This window comes from Lysobacter sp. KIS68-7, from assembly GCF_021284745.1.
GTDB lineage: Bacteria > Pseudomonadota > Gammaproteobacteria > Xanthomonadales > Xanthomonadaceae > Noviluteimonas.
The window spans coordinates 2228044-2250787 of the sequence record NZ_CP089925.1 but is presented as its reverse complement, the minus strand read 5'-3'; the positions used below and the strand labels follow the sequence as shown (position 1 = coordinate 2250787).

The following is a 22744-nucleotide window of genomic DNA, read 5'->3' as shown; positions in this document are numbered from 1 at the left end:
TCCTTGTGGAGTCGCGCAGGGTGCCAAAGGCAGTGTGAACATCGCAACCGCGGCATGCAGTCGGCGGGGCCCCTGCCGGCATCTCAGCCCTTGCGACATCAGCTGCCTACAACAGCGCGCATCGCCAAGAGAGAGCGCGACGCCCATGCAGGCCCAGGCCCTGACGCTGTTCGAACCCCCCGTTCCCCCCGCCCCGCGCATCGGCGACGGTGGCGCGCTCGCCACGCGCCTGGCCGGCAAGCACGCTGCGCTGATCACCGGCCATTTCGTCCTGCCCGGCCGCGAGGGACGTTATGCCGAGCTGCCCGACGCGTTGCCCCTCGCGCTGGCCGCCGCACTACGCAGCCGCGGCGTCTCGCAGCTCTATGCACACCAGCGCGAGGCGTGGGACGCCGCCCAGCGGGGCGAACATCTCGTGGTCGCCACGCCCACCGCCTCCGGCAAATCGCTGTGCTACACCCTTCCGGTGGTCGCCGCCGCGATGACGCGCCAGGCGAAGGCGCTGTACCTGTTCCCGACCAAGGCGCTCGCGCAGGACCAGGTGGCCGAGCTGATCGAACTCAACCGCGCGGGCGACCTGGGCCTGCGCGCCGCCACCTTCGACGGCGACACGCCCGGCGACCAGCGCCAGGCCATCCGCCTCAACGGCGACATCGTGGTGAGCAACCCGGACATGCTCCACCAGGGGATCCTGCCGCACCACACCAAGTGGGCGCAGTTCTTCGAGAACCTGCAGTACGTGGTGATCGACGAGATCCACAGCTATCGCGGCGTGTTCGGCTCGCACCTGGCCAACGTGTTGCGTCGCCTGCGTCGCGTCTGCGCGTTCTATGGCGCGAAGCCGCAGTTCATCCTGTGCTCGGCGACCATCGGCAATCCGAAGGACCACGCCGAGGCACTGCTCGAAGCCGACGTCACCGCGATCACCGATTCGGGCGCGCCCACCGGCGACAAGCACGTGCTGCTGTGGAATCCGCCGGTGGTCAATCCCGACCTGGGCCTGCGCGCCTCCGCGCGTTCGCAGAGCAACAAGATCGCGCGCACGGCGATCCGCGCGGGGCTCAAGACGCTCGTGTTCGCACAGTCGCGCACGATGGTCGAGGTGCTGACGAAGTACCTGAAGGACGTGTTCGACCACGATCCGCGCAAGCCCGCGCGCATCCGCGCCTATCGCGGCGGTTATCTGCCGACGGAACGCCGGGAAGCGGAACGTGCGATGCGCGAAGGTCGGATCGACGGCATCGTGTCCACCTCGGCGCTGGAGCTGGGCGTCGACATCGGCAGCCTGGATGTCGTGGTGCTCAACGGGTATCCGGGCTCGGTGGCGGCGACGTGGCAGCGCTTCGGGCGCGCAGGCCGGCGGCAACAGGCGTCGGTGGGCGTGATGGTCGCCAGCTCCGATCCGCTCGACCAGTACGTCGTGCGCCATCCGGAGTTCTTTTCGAACGCGACGCCCGAACAGGCGCGCATCGCGCCCGACCAGCCGGTGATCCTGCTCGATCATGTCCGCTGCGCTGCGTTCGAACTGCCCTTCCTCGAAGGCGAACATTTCGGCCCCGTGGATCCGACGGTCTACCTGGAACTGCTCGCACAGGATGGCGTCGTGCATCCGGAAGGTGGCCGCTGGGAATGGATCGCGGACAGTTATCCGGCCAACGCCGTGAGCCTGCGCTCGGTGGCGGACGGCAACTTCGTCGTCGTGGATCGCACCGACGGGCGCCAGGTGATCATCGCCGAGGTCGACTATTCCTCCGCGCCGCTGATGCTCTACGAAGGCGCGATCCACATGGTGCAGTCCACGCCCTACCAGGTGGAACGCCTGGACTGGGAAGGCCGCAAGGCCTACGTCACGCGCACGCACGTGGACTACTACACGGACGCGATCGACTACACCAAGCTCAAGGTGCTGGATCGGTTCGATGGTTGCATCGCCGGCCAGGGCACCTGCCACCACGGTGAAGTGCACGTGGTGCGCCGCGTCGCCGGCTACAAGAAGATCCGCTACTACACGCACGAGAACATCGGCTACGGGCCCGTCACCCTGCCCGACCAGGAAATGCATACCACCTCGCTGTGGTGGCAGTTGTCGCAGGAGGCGCTGGATGCACGGTTCCCTTCGCGCCAGGACGCACTGGATGGCTTCCTCGGCGCAGCATATGCCTTGCACGTGGTGGCGAAGGTCGCGGTGATGGCCGATGCGGCCGACCTGCAGAAGGCGGTCGGCAGTGGCGACGGTGCGTGGTTCGCCACGCAGGACAGTCGCGGGCGTGGGCAACTGCGCAGCCCCGACGGCGGCATCGGCGATCCCGATGTCCACGACCGCTTCGTGCCCACGGTGTACCTCTACGACAACTATCCCGGCGGCGTCGGGCAAAGCGAGCCCTTGTGGCGTCGCCAGCGCGAGCTGGTGGTACTGGCGCGCGAACTCGTCGAGCGCTGCGACTGCAAGGCCGGCTGCCCCGCGTGCGTCGGGCCCGTGCTCGAAGTGCAGGAAGGCGCCGAGGCCACGCCGCGTGCGCTCGCACTGCGCGTGTTCGCGGCGCTGGAGGCCGCATGAGCCTCACGCTCGCCAAGCTGCAACAACTCAAGCGCCAGGCCGGGGGCGATATCGCTGCACGCGAACCGGCACCAATGTCTCCACCGAGCGCACGCACGTCGATCGAACAACTGCGCCAACTGCTGCGCGTCCGCGCGCCGTCACCGTCGCTGCATGCCGTCTCGCACGACCGAACGCTGCCTGGCATCGAGATCGCCCGCGACCTCGTGCTGCAGGAAACGCTCCTCCGCGATGATCCGTTGCCGGAGGCTTTCTGCGGCGCCTTCGATCGCAAGGACGCGCTCGACCCCGCGCGCATGCTCTTCTTCGACACCGAAACCACCGGCCTGGCCGGCGGCACCGGCACGCGCGCCTTCATGATCGGTGCCGCCGACTGGCACGAGGGTGCATTGCGCATCCGACAGCTGACGATGCGCGCGATGTCCGCCGAAGCTGCGATGCTCGATGCGTTCCGCAGCTGGGTCCGCCCGGACATGCTGCTCGTCAGCTACAACGGCAAGTGCTACGACGCGCCGCTGCTCGCCACGCGCTATCGCTTGGCGCGGCAAGCAAACCCACTCGCGGGCCTCGACCACGTCGACCTGCTGTACCCCACGCGGCGTCGCTATCGCGGCGTTTACGAGAACTGCCGCTTGGCGACGATCGAGCGACAGGTCTTGCGCATCGTGCGCGAGGACGACCTGCCGGGGTCCGAAGCCCCGGCGGCATGGCGCACGTTCCTGCGCGGCGGTTCTGCACACACGCTGCGCCGCGTGCTCGAACACAACCACCAGGATGTGATTTCACTCTCGCGCTTGTTGCGACACCTTAGCGTCGCGCATGCAACGGATGAGTCGCATTCGGCGCACACAGTCGCTTCCTGACGCATTCATAAAAAACTTGCGCATCACGTGTCCTTCGCGTGCGCATTGCGGCGTTGGAATCGCTGCGACTTCAAGGATGCGGTAGCCCGACAGGGGGCGAGGCGGAAGTCGTGAAGAACCAACAACAACCGCTAGGGGCTGCCCATGTCTCCGCATCGACCCAACCGATCGCGCGTGCGCATCGTCGCGAACGCGCTGTTCCTCTCCCTTTGCATCGCCGGTGTTGCCAGCGTCGCCAACGCCGCCGCCATCCACGGTGCGATCTTCACCTCCGATGTCGCCGGCAACGTCAACGTCAACCAGTACGATTCCAAAGCCGACGTCTACCTTAACGGTGGACCGACCAATTCCAACTGCAGCGCGGCCGCCGTCGACGATGGCGTGTACGTGTTCCAGATCACCAATCCCTCCGGCACCGTCGTGCTGAGCAGCGACGACATCAGCCAGCGCGAGTTCACCGTGCTCAACGGCGTGATCGTGTCTGCCAATAGCCACTCCGTCGTCGCGGCGGGACCGCCGTGCGACGGCGTGCGCGTGCAGATGGCGCCCTTCGACGACACACCCAACAACGGCGGCGTCTATAAAGCCTGGATCACCCGCAAGTCGGACTACATCGCCAACGGCAACACCTTCAAGAACGGCGACACCAAGACCGACAACTTCCACGTCAAGGAACCCGCGGTTGTTCCCGAAACCGCCGACCTCAACGTCTACAAGTTCTACGACGCCAACGCCAACGGCATCTGGGACTCCGACGAACAACCGCTGTTCGGCTGGGCGATGCGCACGCAGAACGGCAACAGCTTCGATTCCACGCAGCTCACGGAGTCGCCCGACGGCCTGACGACGTGGTTCGGCCTGGATCCCGCCGACAACCCGTACTCGGTCACCGAAGGCACCGCAGGCGGCACGTGGCACCAGTCCGCGTCGTTCATCAACGGCGCGGCCACCGCCACGCCGACCAACCCAGTGACGGGCCTGGACCTGGTCGCAGGCGAAACCACCGAAGTGATCTTCGGCAACTACTGCGATTGCAAGACGGGCAATCCGAAGAGCTTCTGGATCAGCACGTCCGGCATGAACAAGGTCAACGACGGCGGCACGATGAACCCCGAGTTCAATGCGCTCAACCAGTTGAACCTGCGTTCCTCCGGTGGCGGCAACTTCAACCTCGATACGGTGCACATCGCACAGGCCACCAACTGGGCCACGCTGGTCAGCTACCTCAGCAACACCAGCACGACCAACCAGGCTTATGCACTCTCGCGGCAGCTCGCGATCCTGCGCCTGAACATCGATGCCGGTTACATCGTCGGCGCGGATTTCTATCCGGCGTTCGGCGGGACCGTCAACCAGCTCCGCGACGATGCGAACGCGGCCCTGGGCATCGATGGCCTCACGCCGGTCGGCGATCCGAACCGCGCCCTGCAGTTGCAGCTGACCACCTGGATCACCACGCTCAACAACGGCACCACGATCATCAAGGCGAAGCCCTGCAAGTTCCTGTTCGCCCTGCCTCCGCCGACCTGATTCGGCGACGATCCGCAAGGACGCAAAGGCCCCGGGCATGCCCCGGGGCCTTTTTTTTCGAAGGGACCTTGCGCCTGCCACGCCCTCCTGCCAGCCTGCGCGCAGCCATCGCAGGGACCTTCCATGCAGGACAACGACGAACGCGACCCGTCAGCCTTCCAGCTGCCGCGCGAAACCACGCCGACGTGGGAGGTCGAACTACTCATCTCCGGCGTCGCGGTGTTCGCGATGCTGCAGTTGCCGAACTGGCTCGACAGCGTGGTGCTGGACTGGTCCCCGCGCTTCATCGACCGCTGGGCGCGCCTGCTGTGGCTGGTCTACCTCTACGCGAAGAGCGCGGCGCTCATCCTGGCGGTCACCTTCGTCATCCACCTGCTGATGCGCGCACGCTGGATCGCGCTGGTGGGCATGCATTCGATCTACCCGAAGGGCGTGGACTGGAACCGCCTGGGCATCGGTCCGAACGCGCGCGAGATCGAATCCCAGCGCATGGGCCAGATGTCGGACAGCATCGAGCGCGCCGACAATCGCGCGACGATGGTGTTCGCGCTCGGCGTCGTGCTGGCCTCGATCCTGTTCCTGATCACCATCGGCGTGGCCGTGCTGCTCGGCGGTGCATTGTGGATCGACACCCACTACGGCATCCCGATCGACATCGGCTGGGTCGTGTGGGGCTTCTCGCTGCTGATCCTGCCCTATGCGTTCGCAATGATGGTCGACCGCAACTTCGGCGAGAAGATGACACCCGGCGGCCTCCCGCAGCGCGTGGTGCGGGCGATCCTGCGCGGTTACGCGCGCGTCGGCATGGGCATGGCGAACAACCCCGCCCTCGCGATGCTCTCCAGCCACCACGGCCGCCGCCGCACGATCCTGATGACCTTCACGATCTTCATGCTGGCGGTGCTCGCGGCATCGTCGAGCCTGTTCTACGCGCGCGATCCGGATCTGTTCGGCAGCTATGCGCGCTTCCCGGACTCCGACGAAGTCGGCACGCGCAGCGTGGACCCGGCGAACTACGACGACCGCCGCGACATCGTGCGCGACGAGCCCGTGCCCTACATCCAGTCGGCCGTGATCGTCGGTCCGTATCTGCAGCTGGTGGTGCCCTACGTGCCCGATCGCGACAGCAAGATCCTGGACGCGACCTGCGCCAACGCCGACGACCTCACCACCCTGGATTGCCTGCAGCGTGCGCATCGCGTCTCGCTCGACGGCAAGCCGCTTCCCGTGCAGTTCGACGTCGGCCAGGACGCGCGCACGAACCGTCCCGCCCTGGTCACGATGATCGACGTGCGCGACCTCGCGCGCGGAAGGCACGAGGTGAAAGTCGCCGAACCACCGACGCACAAGGGCTCGGGCGACAGCCGGATTCCCTTCTGGCGCTGAGCCCGGCGTGAGCGACACCCCGCGCAAGATCCTGCACGTCGACATGGACGCGTTCTACGCGTCGGTGGAGCAGCGCGACGATCCGTCGCTGCGCGGCAAGCCCGTCGTCGTCGCATGGCGCGGTGCGCGTTCAGTGGTCTGCGCAGCGAGTTACGAGGCGCGCAAGTTCGGCGTGCGTTCGGCGATGCCCGCGGTGCGCGCCGAACGCCTGTGCCCGCAGGCGATCTTCGTGCCGCCGGACTTCACCCGCTACAAGGCGGTCTCCAAGCACGTGCGCGAGATCTTCGCGCGCCACACCGACCTGATCGAACCGCTCTCGCTCGATGAGGCCTACCTCGACGTCACGCACACGCTCACCCACATGCCCTCGGCCACCGCGACCGCGGAGGCGATCCGCACCGCGATCCGCGAGGAAACGCAGCTCACCGCGTCCGCAGGCGTGGCGCCCAACAAGTTCCTCGCGAAGATCGCGTCCGACTGGAACAAGCCTGATGGCCTGTTCGTCATCCGACCGCACCAGGTCGACGCCTTCCTCGCGCCGCTGCCGGTCGGTCGCCTGCCCGGCGTGGGCAAGGTCATGGAAGCCAAGCTCGCCGAACTCGGCGTGTCGACCGTCGCGGACCTGCGCGCGCTGGGGCCGGCCTATCTCGAACAACGCTTCGGGCGTTGGGGCCGCCGCCTGCACGAGCTCGCGCACGGCATCGACGACCACCCGGTGCAGTCCGAACGCCCGACCATGCAGATCAGCGCCGAAGACACCTTCGAACACGACCTGCGCCTGGCCGAACTCGAACCGCACATCCGCCGCCTCGCCGAGAAAGCCTGGGCCGGTTACGAACGCGAACGCGCGACCGAGCACGGGCGCATCGCCCGCACCGTGGTGCTGAAGCTCAAGACCCATGACTTCCGCATCCTCACGCGCAGCCTCACGCCGCCGGAACCGCCGGACTCGCTCGCGCGCCTGGCCGACCTCGCCTGCGCCCTGCGCGAGCGCGTCGAACTGCCTTCGCGCACGCGCTACCGCCTGGTGGGCGTGGGCTTGTCCGGCTTCGTCGATCCCGACCGCCTGCCCGGCCAGCACGATCTCTTCGCCTGAGCGCGGACACACTGCCGCCGTGCCCGCCCTCCACGTCCTCACCCTCAACTGCCACATGGGCTTCGACCTGCTCAATCGGCGCTTCGTGCTGCATGAACTGCGCGAGGCGGTGCGCGCGGTGTCGGCGGACCTCGTGTTCCTCCAGGAAGTCATGGGCGAGAACGCCTTGCACCAGCAACGCCACGCGCTGTGGCCCGACGCGCCGCAGTACGAATTCCTCGCCGAGTCGCTGTGGCCGCACGCGGCGTATGGTCGCAACGCGGTGTATCCGCACGGCCACCATGGCAATGCGTTGCTGTCGAAGTTCGCCATCCGCTCGCACGTCAATCGCGACGTCTCCATCCAGGGCCACGAGGAACGCGGGCTGCTGCACGCCGAACTCGAAGTAGATGGCACGGTGCTGCACGCGATCTGCGTGCACCTGGGCCTGCGCGAATCGCATCGCCGCGAGCAACTGCGCTTGCTCGGCGAAGTGCTGGCCAGCGAAGTGCCGGCCGATGCGCCGCTGATCGTGGCCGGCGACTTCAACGACTGGCGTGCACGTGGACATCGACTGGTGGAGGCCTGCGGTCTGCGCGAAGTGTTCCAGCAGGCGCACGGCCGGCTTGCGCGCACGTTTCCGGCCCGCTGGCCGCTCCTGCCGGTCGACCGCATCTACGTACGCAACGCGCAGGCGCATGCGCCCACGGTGCTTTCGATGCGCCCGTGGACGCACCTGTCCGACCATGCCCCGTTGTCCGTGGAGATCGCCTGGTGACGCGGCATTGGCGACATGCCATGCGCGCCAAGCGCGTGGGCCTTGCCGTGTTCCTCGTCCTCGTGGGGGCGCTGCTCGTTCGTGCGGCGCAGTCGATCGCATGGCACGACGTCGCCGCAGCGCTGCTTGCACTCGACGCCACGACAGTGGCGAGCGCCCTCGCGCTCACTGTCGCGAGCTACCTGCTCTATTCGTGTTACGACCTGGCGGCACGCCGCTACGCCGACCACCATGTCGCGACCCCGCGCGTGATGATGATCTCCCTCATCGCCTATGCGTTCTCGCTCAACATCGGCGCACTCGTGGGCGGCACCGGCTTCCGCTTCCGGATGTATGCGCGCGAAGGCGTGTCGCTCGGCCGCATCGCGCGCGTGGTGCTCTTCTGCATCGCGACGAACTGGATCGGCTACGTGGCGCTCGCAAGCGCCCTGTTCGCGTCCGGCGCGATCGTGCCGCCGCCGGAGTTCACGCTGCTCCCCGTGGGAACCGGCACGGGCCTGCGCGTGCTCGGCGTGGCGATGCTGTGCGCCATCGTGGCCTACCTCATCGCCTGTCGCGCGACGCACGGGCGGATCTTCCATGTGCGCGGCCACCATTTCCGCTTGCCTTCGCTGCAACTCGCCTTGCTGCAGATCGCGATGGCCGCCGGAAACTGGGCGCTGATGGGCATGATCGTCGCGCGCTTCCTCCCCCGGACGGGGGATGCCGTGGTGCTCGCCGCACTGCTGCTTGCCGCCATCACCACCGCCATCGCCCACGTTCCCGCGGGCCTCGGCGTGATGGAGGCGGTCTTCATCGCATTGCTGGGCCATGCAACTCCTGCGCCAGAGATCATCGCTGCGTTGCTCGCCTATCGCGCCTGCTATTACCTGGCGCCGCTGGTCCTCGCCCTGCTCGCCTACGCCCTCCTCGAGTTCCGCGGCCGTCCTGCACGTAGCACTCCGTTGCGTTGAGTTAAGTTCCGGGTCACGGAGGACGGTGCGACGCCAATGGATGCGCCCGGGCACGATCCGGAACGCCTCACCGCCGGTGAAGGGGACTGGCTGCGTCGCGTGCGCGCCTTCGATTGGTCGTCCACGCCCCTGGGCCCGCTGGCCGCATGGCCGCATTCGCTGCGCACCGCGCTGCAGGTGCACGAGACCGAGATCGACCACCTGCGTCGCTTGCAGGCGCTGAGCACGCGGCTGGTGCGCGCGGACGAAGACGAAGCCGCGTTGTTGCAGGATGTCGTCGCCGCCGCGGTCGCGGTCACCAACGCAGACCGCGGCGAACTGCGCCTGATGCGCGACGACGGGATGACCCTCGGATTGATCGCCAGCCACGGCTTCGAAGGCAACTTCGATGCGTTCCTCGGCACCGTCGGCACCGCCAGCGTCGCGAACGAAGCTGCACGCACGGCGCGTCGCGTGCTGGTGGAAGACGTGTCGCAGGCCACGCCGATCGATGGCGACACACGTGCGGCACTCCTGCGCAGCGACATCCGCGCGGTACAGGCCTCGCCGCTGCTGGCGCGCGACGGCCACGTGCTCGGCGCGATCACCACCTACCACGGCGCAGGATTGCCGGGCGAACGCGACCTGTTGCTGCTCGACCTGCTCTCGCGCCAGGCCGCCGACTGGATCGAACGCTCGCGCGCCGCCGATCGCCTGGAACACAGCGAACGCCAGCTGCGATCGGTGATGCACCAGACCGTCGCCGGCGTGATGGTCACCGACATCGACGGACGCATGACCTACGTCAATCCTTGCCTGTGCCGCATGCTCGGCTATCGCGAGGACCAGCTGCTCGGCAAGCACGTCACCGACATCACCGATCCGCAGTGCATCGAGGAATCGTTGGAGGCCTTGCGCCAGCTCGAAGACGGCACGCCAAGCCTCACGATCGAAAAGCAGTACCTGCGCGCCGACGGCAATCCCCTCTGGGCCAGCGCGAGCACCAGCGCATTGCGTGGCCCCGACGGTGTCTACGAAGGCGCGGTGGCGGTGATCATCGACATCGGCAAGCACAAGGCTCTGGAATCCACGCTGCGCGAACAGGCCGACCACCTGCAGCTCGTGCTCAACACCGGCAAGCTCGGCACCTGGTACGTGGACCTGCGCACGATGGCCCCTACCGCGTCCGACCAGTGCAAGGCGAACTTCGGCCTCGCGCCCGACGAGCCGCTGGACCTGCAACGCGCCTTCGACGAACTGATCCATCCCGACGACCGCAACCGCATGCGCCGCGCGATCGTGCATACCGTGGCCTCGCACGACGAGTACGACGCCGAGCATCGCGTAGTCTGGCCCAATGGCGAAGTGCACTGGATCGTTTCGCGCGGCCGCGCGATCTATGACGCGGACGGACACGCCATCGGACTGACCGGCGTGAACTTCGACGACACCGGCCGCCGCGCGGCCATGGAACGCCTGCGCGAGAACGAACTGCAGTTGCGCCGCACGGTGGAGGATGCCCCGCTCGCCTTGATCATCCATGCCGACGACGGCGAGGTGCTGCAGCTCAGTCGAAGCTGGACCGAGCAGACCGGATACTCATTGGAAGATGCCCCGGTGCTGCAGGACTGGTTGCGGCGCGCCTACGGCATTCGCGAAGGGAGCTTCCGCGACGCGATGGATCGCCTGTTCGGCGTCGACCACGCGATGCTGCAGACCGACATCGACATCGTCACGCGCGATGGCCAGCCGCGCGCGTGGAGCCTCAACGCCTCCTCGCCGGGCGCCTTGAAGGATGGTCGACGCTACGTCGTGGCCATGGCGATGGACCTCACCGAGCGCAAGCGCGCCGAGGCCCTGATGCGCCGTTCCGCCGCGCGCGCGGCCTTCCGCGTCTCGCTCAGCGATGCGTTGCGCCCACTTGCCGACCCCAACGAGATCCAGCGCGCGGCGGCGGACACGCTATGCGAGTACCTGCGCGCCGATCGCGTGGTCTACGCCGAAGTGCTGGACGACCACGAGACCGTGCGCGTGCTGTCGGAGCACTGCGGCAACGACATGCCGTCGCTCGTGGGCGAACACCGTCTGTCGAGCTTCGGGGAAGACCTCGGCGCGCGATTGCGCAGCGGACGCACCGTGGTGCTGGACGACGTGCATGCCAGCAGCACCCTCGGTGCGGCGTTTCGCGAGAGCTACGATCGCCAGCACGTGCGCGCGCATGTCTCGGTGCCCCTGGTCAAGGCAGGCCGACTGGAAGCCGTGCTCAGCGTGCACCAGGCCACGCCACGCCTGTGGGCGGGCGACGAGATCGCGCTCATCGAGGAAACCGCGGAACGTACCTGGGCCGCCATCGAACGCGCCCGCGCGGAAGTCGCGGTGCGCGAAAGCGAAGCGCGCCTGGAAGCCGAACTGGGCGACGCCACCCTGCTGCAAAGCATCAGCGCCGAACTCGTGCACGAAGAGACCGAGGAAACGCTGTACGACAAGATCGTCGCCGCCGCGATGGCGATCATGCATTCGCAGTTCGCGGTGCTGCAGCGCCTGCATCCGGAACGCGGCAACGGCGAACTCGAACTGCTCGCCGCACGCGGCTTCACCCCGCAGAACCAGGCGGCGTGGACGTGGATCGATGCCGGGCCGACCTCGCAGAGCTGTGGCGCGCAATCCCTGCGCAGCGGCGCACGCACCATCGTGACCGACGTCGAGCAGACGCCCGCGATGGATGGATCGGCCGATGCCGACCGCTATCGGCGTACGGGCATTTCCGCGGCGCAGAGCACGCCCCTGTACGCGCGCGACGGCCAGATCGTCGGCATGCTGTCGACACACTGGACGCGCCCGCACGTCCCCGCCGAGCGCGACCTGCGCCTGCTCGACATCCTCGCCCGCCAGGCCGCCGACCTGATCGAACGCCGCCAGACACTCGAAGACCTGCGCGCCGCCGATCGCCGCAAGGACGAATTCCTGGCCACCCTCGCCCACGAACTGCGCAACCCGCTCGCCCCGCTGCGCAACTGCCTGCACATCCTGCGTGCGCGCGAAGGCGACGACGCGCAACTGCACAAGCTGCACGGCATGATGGAGCGCCAGGTCTCGCACATGGTGCGCCTGGTGGACGACCTGATGGAGGTCTCGCGCATCACCCGCGGCGAGATCGAACTGCGCAAGCAGCGCGTGATGATGCGCGACGTGCTGGATGCCGCGATCGAAACCAGCCGCCCCTTGCTGGAACAGGCCAACCACCACTTCCACCTGGACGTCACCACCGAACCGCTGCCGCTGGACGCCGATCCCGTGCGACTGGCGCAGGTCTTCACCAACCTGCTCAACAACGCCGCGAAGTACACGCCGTCGGGCGGCAACATCACGCTGCATGCCGGACGCGCGGGCCCGTGGGCGGAGATCCGCGTGGAGGACGACGGCATCGGCCTCGCCCAGGACATGCTCACGCAGGTCTTCGACATGTTCACGCAGAGCGAGCACGGCCGCGCGCATTCGCAGGGCGGACTCGGCATCGGCCTGACCCTGGTGCGCAGCCTGGTCGAACAGCACGGCGGCACCGTGGAAGCGCGCAGCGCAGGCATCGGACGCGGCAGCGAGTTCGTCGTGCGCCTGCCCCTGGTGGGCGTGCGGCAAGTCGGCGCGGATTCGATGGACTGGCCGATCGTGCGCGACCCGCAGGCCATGTCGATCGTGGTCGCCGACGACAACCACGAAAGCGCCGATTCGATGGCCCTGTTCCTGCAAATGCAGGGCCACGACGTCCGCACCGTCTACGACGGACGCGCATGCGTGGAAGCCGTGGCCGAACGCAAACCCGACGTCGTCCTGCTCGACCTCGGCATGCCGCTACTGGACGGCTACGAAACCTGCCAACAGATCCGCGCCATGCCCGGCGGCGACCGCATCGCCGTGCTGGCCACCACCGGCTGGGGCACCGACGCCGATCGCCTGCGCTCGCAACAAAGCGGCTTCGACGCACACCTGGTGAAACCCGTCGATCCGGAAATGCTCCTCGCGCGCCTGGATGCCTTGCACTAAGTGACCGCGGCGTACACCACGACGCCCATGAAGAGCATCCCGAACACGAACGCGACCCACCGCCCCCACGTGCGCGCAGCAGGATTGACCGCCAACGCCACCGCCGTAACGGGAAGCAAGACAACCAACATCGCCATCGCACCCACCAAACACCAGGACCCGACGTCCCAAACAACTTCGTGCACAGGAAATGCACTGAGCACGGCAATCGCGACCCCCGCCACCACCAAGGGCGCGAACAACCAGACCGTCGGAATCGTAGTCAAGCGTCGAAAATCGATCATGGCGCGACTATAACGAACGCAGTGCAGCCCACAAACCTGCGCGGAGGGTCGACACGCACTCGGTTATCGCGACTGCAGGGCGGCCATGGATGGCCACCCGGGCGGAGCTCCGTTTGCATGGATGCGGCTTGGAGGCGCTCCGACAGGCGCGATAACCGAGGGCGTGGCGGCCCGTCCCTTCCGGAGCCGATGACCGCTTTCCAACCCGCAAAGAAAAAGCGGGCCGAAGCCCGCTTTTTCGATCAGACGCTGACTCGCGGAAGCTTACGCCGCCGGAATCCCCTCGCCTTCTTCCACGGCCTTCATCGACAGACGAATGCGACCCTGCTTGTCGACCTCGAGCACCTTGACCTTCACCACATCGCCTTCCTTGAGCTTGTCGCTGACCTTCTCGACGCGCTCGTTGGAAATCTGCGACACGTGGACCAGACCGTCCTTGCCCGGAAGGATGGTGACGAACGCACCGAAGTCCATCAGCTTGACGACCTTGCCCTCGTAGATGCGGCCCGGCTCGACGTCCGACGTGATCTGCTCGATGCGCGCCTTCGCAGCCTGGGCGGCGGCGGCGTTGACCGAAGCGATGACGATCGTGCCGTCGTCCTGGATGTCGATCTGCGTCCCGGTTTCCTTGGTGATCGCCTGGATGGTCGAACCACCCTTGCCGATCACTTCGCGGATCTTGTCCGGGTGGATCTTCATCGTGAGCAGGCGCGGCGCGAACTCGCTGAGCTCGCCGCGCGGCGTGGTGATGGCCTTCGCCATCTCGCCGAGGATGTGCAGTCGGCCGGCCTTCGCCTGCGCCAGCGCCACCTTCATGATCTCTTCGGTGATGCCCTGGATCTTGATGTCCATCTGCAGCGCGGAGACGCCCTTCTCGGTGCCCGCGACCTTGAAGTCCATGTCGCCGAGGTGGTCTTCGTCGCCGAGGATGTCGCTGAGCACGACGTAGGCGTCGCCTTCCTTCACCAGGCCCATCGCGATGCCCGCGACCGGCGACTTGATCGGCACGCCCGCGTCCATCAGCGCCAGCGACGAACCGCAGACCGAGGCCATCGACGAGGAGCCGTTCGACTCGGTGATTTCCGACACGATGCGGATCGTGTACGGGAATTCTTCCATCGTCGGCATCACGGCGAGCACGCCGCGCTTGGCGAGGCGGCCGTGGCCGATTTCGCGACGCTTCGGACCCATCATGCGGCCCGCTTCACCGACCGAGTAGGGCGGGAAGTTGTAGTGGAACAGGAAGTGTTCCTTGTACTCGCCGGCGACGGCGTCGATGATCTGGCCATCGCGCGCGGTGCCGAGCGTGGCGACCACGATCGCCTGCGTTTCGCCACGGGTGAACAGCGAGGAGCCGTGCGTGCGCGGCAGGATGCCGACCTTCGAAGCGATCGGGCGCACGGTGTCGAGCGCGCGGCCGTCGATGCGGGTCTTGGTCGAGAGGACCGCGTTGCGCATCGTGCTGTATTCGAGGTCGCCGAATTCCTTCGCGTATTCGCCGGCGGCCCAACCTTCCGATTCAGCGCGGCCGGTCAGCGAGGACCAGACATCCTTGCGGATCGCACCGATGGCTTCGCGGCGCTCGCCCTTGTCGCGCACCTGGTAGGCCTGCGCGAGCTGCGCGCCGGCGGCTTCGGTGATGGCGCCGATGAGCGCGGTGTTCTTCGCCGGGGCGGTCCACGTCGTGGGCTTGGTGCCCGCTTCGACGGTGAGCTCGTTGATGGCGTTGATGACCTTCTGCATTTCGCGATGGCCGAACATCACCGCGCCGAGCATCACGTCTTCGGAGAGTTCCTTCGCTTCGGATTCGACCATCAGCACGGCGTTGGAGGTGCCGGCGACGACGAGTTCGAGTTCCGAATCCACCAGTTCGGTGGTCGAGGGGTTGAGCAGGTACTGGCCGTTCTTGTAACCGACCTTCGCGGCGCCGATCGGGCCCTGGAACGGCGTGCCGGCCAGCGAGAGCGCGGCCGAGGCGCCGATGAGCGCGGCGATGTCGCCATCGACTTCCGGATTCAGCGACATCACGGTCGCGATGATCTGGACTTCGTTCTTGTATTCCTCGGGGAACAGCGGGCGGATCGGGCGATCGATCAGGCGCGAGATCAGCGTTTCCTTTTCGGTCTGGCGCCCTTCGCGCTTGAAGAAGCCGCCCGGGATGCGGCCGCCGGCGTAGAACTTCTCCTGGTAATCCACCGTCAGGGGGAAGAAGTCCTGGCCTTCGCGCGCGGACTTGGCGGCGACGGCGGTGACCAGCAGTACGGTGCCGTCGATCTTGACGACCACGGCGCCGGAGGCCTGGCGCGCGATTTCGCCGGTTTCGAGGGTGACCTCGTGCTTGCCGTACTGGAAGGTCTTGGTAATTTTTGCCACGTGTGTAATTCCTTGGATGACTTGCGGATGGACCGCGTTCCGACCCATGCCGGAGGCGGTTGTCGCCGGGGGAGCGGCGACCTCTTAAAACAAGACCGCGGCGCATCGCTGCGCCGCGGTCCGGGTTTGTCGCTTAGCGACGCAGGCCCAACTTCTCGATCAGGGCCTTGTAGCGCTCGTTGTCCTTGCGCTTCAGGTAATCGAGGAGGCTGCGGCGGCGGTTGACCATCATCAGCAGGCCACGACGGCTGTGGTGGTCCTGCTTGTGCGTCTTGAAGTGGCCCGTGAGCTGCTCGATGCGGGCCGTGAGCAGGGCGACCTGGACTTCCGGCGAACCGGTGTCGTTGTCGCCACGCTTGTGTTCGCTGATGACCTTTGCGGAATCGATGGACATTGTTGCTTTACTCCTGGATGCGAGGTTTGCAGGAACGCTTCGGCTGTCTCGACCGAGCGCACCGCGTGCCCGCCGTTTGCGGAATGCAGGGGACCCTGCGTGATTTGCTGCGAAAAGCCGCGGGATTGTAAGCCGCGGGCGCCTTTCAGGACAAGGGTTTAGCTTCGAGCGGCTGTGGCTGCCCGAGCGCCGCGGCCCATGTGAAGAGCCGCTGCGGACGCAGGCGCCCTTCCCCGTCGACTTCGCCCAGCCCCAGCGCGCGGCCGGCTTCGTCGTAGAGGGCGACGCTGCCGGGCGTGGAAGAGGCCCCGGCGACCGACTGTCCACGCGCCAGGCGCTGCGCCTGCGCCTCCGACACCCGCAGGTGCGGCCATGAGGCCATGCCCGCTTCGATCGGGAGCAGGCAGGCATCGAGCATGCGTTCGCCGCGGTCGGCGAGTTCCTGCAGCGCTTCCAGGGTCCACATGCGCGGATCGCGGAAGGGATCGACCCAGAGGCGACGCAGCTCGGCCACGTGCGCTCCGCAACCGAGCAGTTCGCCCAGGTCGCGCACGAGGCTGCGCACGTAGGTGCCCGATCCGCATTCCACGTTCAGGCGCAGCAGCGGTTCGTCGCCATGCAACAGGTCGGCGGCGGAGATGAGGTCGAAGGCGTGGACCTCGACCGGCCGTGGATCGACTTCGACCGCTTCGCCGCGGCGCGCACGCGCATAGAGCGGTTCGCCGCCGCGCTTGAGCGCGGAGAAGATCGGTGGCCGCTGCATCTGCGCGCCCGTGAGGGTGCGCAAGGCCGCGTCGATCTCCGGAATGGTGAGGCGCGGGACCGGCCGTTCGCGCAGCGGCTGGCCTTCGGCATCGTCGGTATCGGTAACGATGCCCAGGCGCGCGACGGTCTCGTACGCCTTGCGTGCGCCGAGCAGGCCGCCCGCGATCTTCGTGGCTTCACCGAAACACACCGGCAGCAGGCCGGTGGCGAGGGGATCGAGGCTGCCGGTGTGGCCGGCCTTGTCGGCGCGGAAGAGATGGCGGACGCGTTGCAGGGCCTGGTTCGAACTCAGGCCGCGCGGCTTGTCCAGCAGCAGGAGGCCGTCGAGCTTGCGGAACTGGGTTTTGGGCAATCGCGGCTTCAAGCGCCGTCCGGGTCGCGCAACAGCTGTTCGATGCGTTCGCCGCGATCCACGGAATCGTCGTAATGGAAGTGCAGCTCGGGCACGTGGCGCATCTTCACCGCGCGCGCGAGCTGGTAGCGGATTTCCGGTGCGAGGCCCTTCAGCGCCTTCACCGTTTCCTTCGCCTTGTCGGGCAGCAGCACGGTGACGAAGACCTTGGCGTGCGCCATGTCGCGGGTGATCTCCACGTCCGACACGCTCGTGGACGCCAGGCCATGCTCACGCACGGCCTGGTGCACCAGCGTGCCCAGCTCGCGACGGAGCTGGGCGGAAACGCGGTCGGTGCGGTGGAAGCTCTTCTGCGCCATGTGGTCTTACAGCGTGCGCTGGACTTCGATGCGCTCGAAGCACTCGATCTGGTCGCCCGGCTTGACGTCGTTGTAGGCCTTGACGCCGATACCGCACTCCGTGCCGTTGCGCACTTCGTCCACGTTTTCCTTGTAGCGGCGCAGCGATTCGAGTTCGCCTTCGAACACGACCGTGTTGTCGCGCAGCACGCGGATCGGCTTGGAGCGCTTGACCACGCCTTCGACGACCATGCAGCCGGCGACCGCGCCGAACTTCGACGAACGGAACACGTCGCGCACTTCGGCGATGCCGATGATCTCTTCGCGGATCTCCTTGCCGAGCACGCCCGAGGCGATCTGCTTCACCTGGTCGATGACGTCGTAGATGATCGAGAAGTAACGCAGGTCGACGCCGTTGGATTCGATCACCTTGCGCGCCGAAGCATCGGCACGGACGTTGAAGCCGATGACCGTGGCCTTCGAGGTCGCGGCGAGCGTGGCGTCGGACTCGGTGATGCCACCGACGCCGCCACCGATCACGTTGATGCGGATCTGCGCGTTGGACAGGCCGGTGAGCGCTTCGCGCAACGCCTGCACCGAACCCTGCACGTCGGCCTTCACCAACAGGTTGAGCGTCTGCTGGCCGGCGCCCTCGCCCATCTGCGCCATGATGTCTTCCATGCGGTTGCCCGCCTGGCTGACGAGGCGCGATTCGCGGCGCTTGGCATCGCGCTGCTGCGCGACGTCCTTCGCGAGGCGTTCGTCTTCGACGACGACGAAATCGTCGCCGGCATCCGGCACGCCCGAAAGGCCCAGCACCTGCACCGGGATCGACGGCGCCGCTTCCGGCACCTGCTTGCCCGTTTCGTCGAACAGCGCGCGCACGCGGCCGTACTGGATGCCGCACACCAGGTAATCGCCCTTGCGGAGCGTGCCCTGCTGCACGAGCACCGTCGCGACCGGGCCGCGGCCCTTGTCGAGCGCCGACTCGATGACCACGCCGCTGGCGCGGCCGTCGTACACGGCCCGGAGTTCGAGCACTTCGGCCTGCAGCGAGATCGCGTCGAGCAGCGTATCCACGCCCGCGCCGGTCTTCGCCGAGAGGTCCACCATCTGCGTTTCGCCACCGAATTCCTCGGCGACCACGCCCTGCGCGAGCAGGTCGTTCTTCACGCGCAGCGGGTCCGCGTCGGACTTGTCGATCTTGTTCACCGCGACGATCAGCGGGACGCCCGCCGCCTTCGCGTGCTGCACGGCTTCCACCGTCTGCGGCATGACGCCGTCATCGGCCGCGACCACCAGCACCACGATGTCCGTGAGCTTCGCGCCGCGCGCACGCATCTGCGTGAACGCCGCATGGCCCGGGGTGTCGAGGAAGCTGATCGTGCCGCGGTCGGTTTCGACGTGGTACGCACCGATGTGCTGCGTGATTCCGCCGGCTTCGCCCGCGGCCACCTTGGTGCGGCGGATGTAGTCGAGCAGCGAGGTCTTGCCGTGGTCGACGTGGCCCATGATCGTGACGACCGGCGGACGCGGCCTGCGCTCGCCCTGCTGGTCTTCCGAATGCGCGAGCAGCACGTCTTCCACGTCGCCCGCGTCCACGTGCACGGCCTTGTGGCCGAGTTCTTCGGTGACGAGCACCGCGGTGTCGTGGTCGATCGTCTGCGTGATCGTGGCCATGACGCCCATCTTGAACAGCTGCTTCACCACCTCGCCGCCCTTGAGCGCGAGCTTCTGCGCCAGGTCGCCGACGGTGATGGCATCGCCGATGGCGATCTCGCGCACGATCGGCGCAGTGGGACGCATGAAGCCGGTGCCGGTGCGCGACTGGTCGAGCTGGCGACGCTGCTTCGGACGACCGCGCGCAGCACCGCGACGCGCACGTTCCTGCGCGCTCAGGTGTAGCTGGCCGGCGAAACGCGCGGCGTTGTCGTCGTCTTCGATCGACGTGACCATCGCGTGCGAGCCGCGGTTCGGAGCGCCCGCCTTGCCCTTGTGCGCGTTCTTGTCGTCGACGACGGCCGGACGTGCCGGCGCAGGCTTCGGGTGGCCATGGTGGCCGGCCTTCGGCTTGGTGGTTTCCTCGGCGACGACCGCTTCGGCCGTGGCGACGGCAGCGGCGGCGGCCGCTTCGCGCTCGCGTTCTGCGGCTTCGTCTTCCAGGCGCTTGCGCTCGGCGATCTCGGCGGCGCGCTTGGCGTCGGTTTCGGCCAGGCGCTGCTGCTCGGTGAGGTTGCGCTGGCGCGACTCCTCGAGCTTGCGCAGGATTTCGTCGCGCTCCGGATCCGTGCCCGGCGCGGGCGCAGGCGGCGGCGCCGGCGTCGCTTCACCGCCGTCGGCCGGCTTCATGTACGTGCGCTTCTGCCGGACCTCGACCGCGACCGTGCTCTTGGTGCGGCCGGAGGCGACCGTCACTTCCTGCACCTTGCGGCGGTTGAGGGTGATCTTCTTCGGCGCGTTGGTTTCCTCGACAGGCTCTTCGGCCTTGCCGTGGGTGCGCCGCAGGAAGCCGAGGAGCTTAATCTTCTCGGTGCTGGTCACGACCTGGTCGGGACCGCTGAAGCTCATGCCCGCTTCGGACAATTGCTCAAGCAGTTTCTCGACCGGCGTGTTCACCAGTTCGGCCAGCTTGCGGATGGTGGTTTGCTGCGACATTCGGTATCCGTTGTCAGGAGGGCGATTCTAGACGGGTGCGCCTTGGAAGGCGCGCCCCGGCCTTCGCGTCATTCGAACCAGTGCTTACGCGCTTCCATGATCAGCGCCGCGGCACGCTCGGCGTCCATGTCTTCGATATCGGTGATTTCGTCCACGGCCATGTCGGCCAGGTCGTCGCGCGTGCGGATGCCGCGGCCGGCCAGCACGTAGGCGGTCGCCTCGTCCATGCCCGGCAGCGTGAGCAGGTCTTCGGCGGGCGCGTGCTCGTCGAGTTCCTCTTCCACCGCAAGCGCTTCGTTGAGGAGCGCGTCGCGCGCACGGGCGCGGAGTTCCTCGACGATGTCTTCGTCGAAGCCTTCCACCGCCAGCAATTCGCCGACCGGCACGTACGCGATTTCCTCGACCGTGGTGAAGCCTTCGGACACCAGGATGCTGGCGATTTCCTCGTCGACCTCGAGCTTTTCCATGAACAGCTGGCGCGCCGAGGTCTGCTCGGCTTCGCTCTTGGCCTGCACCTGGTCGGCGGTCATCACGTTGAGCTGCCAACCGCTCAGGCGACTGGCCAGGCGCACGTTCTGGCCGCCCTTGCCGATGGCCTGCGCGAGGCGGTCTTCGGCAACGGCGAGGTCCATCGAATGCTTTTCTTCATCGACGATGATCGACTGCACTTCGGCCGGCGCCATCGCGTTGATGACGAACTGCGCGCTGTTGTCGCTCCACAGGATGATGTCCACGCGCTCGCCGTTGAGCTCGTTCGACACGGCCTGCACGCGCGAACCGCGCATGCCGATGCACGCGCCGATCGGATCGGTGCGGTGGTCGTGCGCGAGCACGGCGATCTTGGCGCGGTCGCCCGGATCGCGGGCGCAGGCCTTGATTTCCACCAGGCCCTGGCCGACTTCCGGCACTTCGAGCTTGAACAGCTCGATCATGAATTCCGGCGCCGCGCGGCTGATGAACAGCTGCGGGCCGCGCGGTTCGGTGCGCACGTCGTAGAGGTAACCGCGCACGCGGTCGCCGGCGCGCAGCACGTCGCGCGGGATGCCCTTGTCCTTCGGGATGAAGGCTTCGGCGTTGCCGCCGAGGTCCACGTAGATGTTGCCGCGCTCGGCGCGCTTCACCACGCCCGTGACGAGCTCGCCCACGCGGTCCTTCCACGCATCGACGACCTGCGCGCGTTCGGCTTCGCGCACGCGCTGCACGATGACCTGCTTGGCGGCTTGGGCGGCGATGCGGCCGAAGTCCGGGTTTTCGATCTGCGATTCGATGTAGTCGCCGACTTCGGCGCCTTCGCTCTCGTCCACCGCATCCATCAGGCGGATCTGGCGGTCGGGCGATTCCATCACGACGTCGTCGGCCACCACTTCCCAGCGGCGGTAGGTTTCGTAGTTGCCGTCCTTCGGGTCGATCTGCACGCGCACGAGCACGTCCTGGTCGGGATAGCGCTTCTTCGCGGCCGAGGCGAGCGCGGCTTCGATCGCTTCGAAGATCACCGATTCCGGCACGCCCTTTTCATTGGCGACGGCGTCGACGACAAGCAGGAGTTCTTTCGACATGGTTGGTTGTCTCTGGAGCTGAATGTGAATGTGGTGCGGGCGAAAAAGCGGGGGGCGTTACTTCTTCTTCGCCGGTTTATGGTTGGGTTTCTTCGGGGCCAGGCCGAGCGCTTCCCAATCGGGGACGAGCTTGGCCTTGTCGATGTTGTCGAACGCGACTTCGAAGGGCTTGCCCTCCACGTCGAACACGATCGCCTCGCCTTCCACCTTGTCGATGCGCCCCTGCAGGCGGCGGCGGCCGTCCTGCGGAAGCTTCAGCCCGACCTTCGCGCTCTGCCCCAGGAAGCGCACGTAATGCGCCAGGGCGAACAGCGGCCGGTCGATGCCCGGCGACGACACCTCGAGGGTGTAGTTGCCGCTGATCGGATCCTCGACATCGAGCTGTGCGGAGACCTCGCGGCTCACCGCCTCGCAATCCTCGATGCCGACCAAACGTTCGGTCTCGTCGGCGGGGACGTCGATGTACAAGCGCAACACCGCACCACCGGGGGACGGCAGGTATTCGGTGCCCAGCAACTCCAGGCCCAGCGACTCGACGGTCGAGGCCAGCAGGGCCGAGATTTCGCTTGCTTTATCGGACATCGGCAATCCTCGCCTTTGGCTCCGCCCGGAGCCCGAAAACAACAAGGGGCCCGTCGGGCCCCTTGTCTGACGGGATCGAGTCCCGTTGGATGTCGGCTGGCGCGGGCCTTGCGGCACCCGCGACCATCAGCCCGGCGGTCTCCCTGAATGAAAAAAGGCTCCGAGGAGCCCTTGATCGCCAGCGGAGACGCTGGTGCAGGGACAACGCCCCTGCTGGAAACGCCGCGCAGTTTAGTCCCGGGGGGCCGTAAGGGCAACCCCGGGTGAAACGGGTTCAGGAAGG

The 22744-nt window shown here is 67.1% G+C and carries 15 protein-coding genes and 1 pseudogene; 8 read left to right on the top strand and 8 right to left on the bottom strand.

Annotated features, from left to right (window positions below):
* Positions 1 to 145 precede the first annotated feature (145 nt).
* From LVB87_RS10935 to LVB87_RS10900, 8 genes and pseudogenes are all read left to right on the top strand, one after another.
* Positions 146 to 2557, top strand: a complete 2412-nt coding sequence (locus tag LVB87_RS10935; protein WP_232897991.1) for a DEAD/DEAH box helicase — start codon at positions 146 to 148, stop codon at positions 2555 to 2557.
* 92 nt (positions 2558 to 2649) lie between these two features.
* Positions 2650 to 3420 (top strand): annotated as a pseudogene (locus tag LVB87_RS10930) (ribonuclease H-like domain-containing protein); the annotation flags it as partial.
* Between the two features lie 144 nt (positions 3421 to 3564).
* The gene (locus LVB87_RS10925) at positions 3565 to 4950 is read left to right on the top strand and encodes a hypothetical protein (RefSeq protein ID WP_232897990.1); all 1386 of its coding nucleotides are present in this window, start codon (positions 3565 to 3567) and stop codon (positions 4948 to 4950) included.
* 123 nt (positions 4951 to 5073) lie between these two features.
* Complete coding sequence (locus LVB87_RS10920; protein ID WP_232897989.1) at positions 5074 to 6336, top strand: hypothetical protein; 1263 nt, start codon at positions 5074 to 5076, stop codon at positions 6334 to 6336.
* Between the two features lie 43 nt (positions 6337 to 6379).
* Positions 6380 to 7432 carry a DNA polymerase IV gene (gene dinB / locus LVB87_RS10915; RefSeq protein WP_232900544.1) on the top strand — a complete coding sequence of 351 codons (1053 nt, stop codon included), beginning with the start codon at positions 6380 to 6382 and terminating at the stop codon, positions 7430 to 7432.
* 19 nt (positions 7433 to 7451) lie between these two features.
* Positions 7452 to 8189 (top strand): endonuclease/exonuclease/phosphatase family protein, encoded by a 738-nt coding sequence (locus tag LVB87_RS10910; RefSeq protein WP_343223373.1) that lies wholly within the window; start codon positions 7452 to 7454, stop codon positions 8187 to 8189.
* Between the two features lie 20 nt (positions 8190 to 8209).
* Positions 8210 to 9142: a lysylphosphatidylglycerol synthase domain-containing protein gene (locus LVB87_RS10905; RefSeq protein WP_232897988.1), complete on the top strand. Its 933-nt coding sequence runs from the start codon at positions 8210 to 8212 to the stop codon at positions 9140 to 9142.
* A 36-nt stretch (positions 9143 to 9178) separates the two neighbouring features.
* On the top strand, positions 9179 to 13162 hold the full coding sequence (locus LVB87_RS10900; protein WP_232897987.1) for a PAS domain S-box protein: 3984 nt from the start codon (positions 9179 to 9181) through the stop codon (positions 13160 to 13162).
* On the opposite strand, the gene LVB87_RS10895 is transcribed toward LVB87_RS10900, so the two are convergent.
* From LVB87_RS10895 to rimP, 8 genes are all read right to left on the bottom strand, one after another.
* Positions 13159 to 13446 carry a hypothetical protein gene (locus tag LVB87_RS10895; RefSeq protein WP_232897986.1) on the bottom strand — a complete coding sequence of 96 codons (288 nt, stop codon included), beginning with the start codon at positions 13444 to 13446 and terminating at the stop codon, positions 13159 to 13161. The two genes, LVB87_RS10900 and LVB87_RS10895, sit on opposite strands and share 4 nt — an antisense overlap.
* Before the next feature lie 264 nt (positions 13447 to 13710).
* Complete coding sequence (gene pnp, locus LVB87_RS10890) at positions 13711 to 15819, bottom strand: polyribonucleotide nucleotidyltransferase (protein ID WP_232897985.1); 2109 nt, start codon at positions 15817 to 15819, stop codon at positions 13711 to 13713.
* Between the two features lie 133 nt (positions 15820 to 15952).
* On the bottom strand, positions 15953 to 16213 hold the full coding sequence (gene rpsO, locus LVB87_RS10885; RefSeq protein WP_232897984.1) for a 30S ribosomal protein S15: 261 nt from the start codon (positions 16211 to 16213) through the stop codon (positions 15953 to 15955).
* Positions 16214 to 16358: 145 nt separating this feature from the next.
* A complete protein-coding gene (truB, locus tag LVB87_RS10880) occupies positions 16359 to 17330 on the bottom strand; it encodes a tRNA pseudouridine(55) synthase TruB (protein ID WP_343223371.1) in 972 nt (323 codons plus the stop codon).
* Positions 17331 to 17338: 8 nt separating this feature from the next.
* Positions 17339 to 17689 carry a 30S ribosome-binding factor RbfA gene (gene rbfA, locus LVB87_RS10875; protein ID WP_232897982.1) on the bottom strand — a complete coding sequence of 117 codons (351 nt, stop codon included), beginning with the start codon at positions 17687 to 17689 and terminating at the stop codon, positions 17339 to 17341.
* A 6-nt stretch (positions 17690 to 17695) separates the two neighbouring features.
* A complete protein-coding gene (infB, locus tag LVB87_RS10870; RefSeq protein WP_232897981.1) occupies positions 17696 to 20323 on the bottom strand; it encodes a translation initiation factor IF-2 in 2628 nt (875 codons plus the stop codon).
* Positions 20324 to 20391: 68 nt separating this feature from the next.
* Positions 20392 to 21879 (bottom strand): transcription termination factor NusA, encoded by a 1488-nt coding sequence (gene nusA, locus LVB87_RS10865; protein ID WP_232897980.1) that lies wholly within the window; start codon positions 21877 to 21879, stop codon positions 20392 to 20394.
* A gap of 57 nt (positions 21880 to 21936) precedes the next feature.
* Complete coding sequence (gene rimP / locus LVB87_RS10860; RefSeq protein ID WP_232897979.1) at positions 21937 to 22461, bottom strand: ribosome maturation factor RimP; 525 nt, start codon at positions 22459 to 22461, stop codon at positions 21937 to 21939.
* Positions 22462 to 22744 lie beyond the last annotated feature (283 nt).

Excerpts from the sequence above, each read along its gene's own strand:
- infB (WP_232897981.1), bottom strand. The coding sequence starts at position 20,323 with ATGTCGCAGCAAACCACCATCCGCAAGCTGGCCGAACTGGTGAACACG.
- LVB87_RS10905 (WP_232897988.1), top strand. The coding sequence starts at position 8,210 with ATGCGCGCCAAGCGCGTGGGCCTTGCCGTGTTCCTCGTCCTCGTGGGG.
- LVB87_RS10920 (WP_232897989.1), top strand. The coding sequence starts at position 5,074 with ATGCAGGACAACGACGAACGCGACCCGTCAGCCTTCCAGCTGCCGCGC.
- rpsO (WP_232897984.1), bottom strand. The coding sequence starts at position 16,213 with ATGTCCATCGATTCCGCAAAGGTCATCAGCGAACACAAGCGTGGCGAC.
- LVB87_RS10935 (WP_232897991.1), top strand. The coding sequence starts at position 146 with ATGCAGGCCCAGGCCCTGACGCTGTTCGAACCCCCCGTTCCCCCCGCC.
- LVB87_RS10925 (WP_232897990.1), top strand. The coding sequence starts at position 3,565 with ATGTCTCCGCATCGACCCAACCGATCGCGCGTGCGCATCGTCGCGAAC.
- dinB (WP_232900544.1), top strand. The coding sequence starts at position 6,380 with ATGGACGCGTTCTACGCGTCGGTGGAGCAGCGCGACGATCCGTCGCTG.
- LVB87_RS10900 (WP_232897987.1), top strand. The coding sequence starts at position 9,179 with ATGGATGCGCCCGGGCACGATCCGGAACGCCTCACCGCCGGTGAAGGG.
- LVB87_RS10895 (WP_232897986.1), bottom strand. The coding sequence starts at position 13,446 with ATGATCGATTTTCGACGCTTGACTACGATTCCGACGGTCTGGTTGTTC.
- nusA (WP_232897980.1), bottom strand. The coding sequence starts at position 21,879 with ATGTCGAAAGAACTCCTGCTTGTCGTCGACGCCGTCGCCAATGAAAAG.
- rimP (WP_232897979.1), bottom strand. The coding sequence starts at position 22,461 with ATGTCCGATAAAGCAAGCGAAATCTCGGCCCTGCTGGCCTCGACCGTC.
- rbfA (WP_232897982.1), bottom strand. The coding sequence starts at position 17,689 with ATGGCGCAGAAGAGCTTCCACCGCACCGACCGCGTTTCCGCCCAGCTC.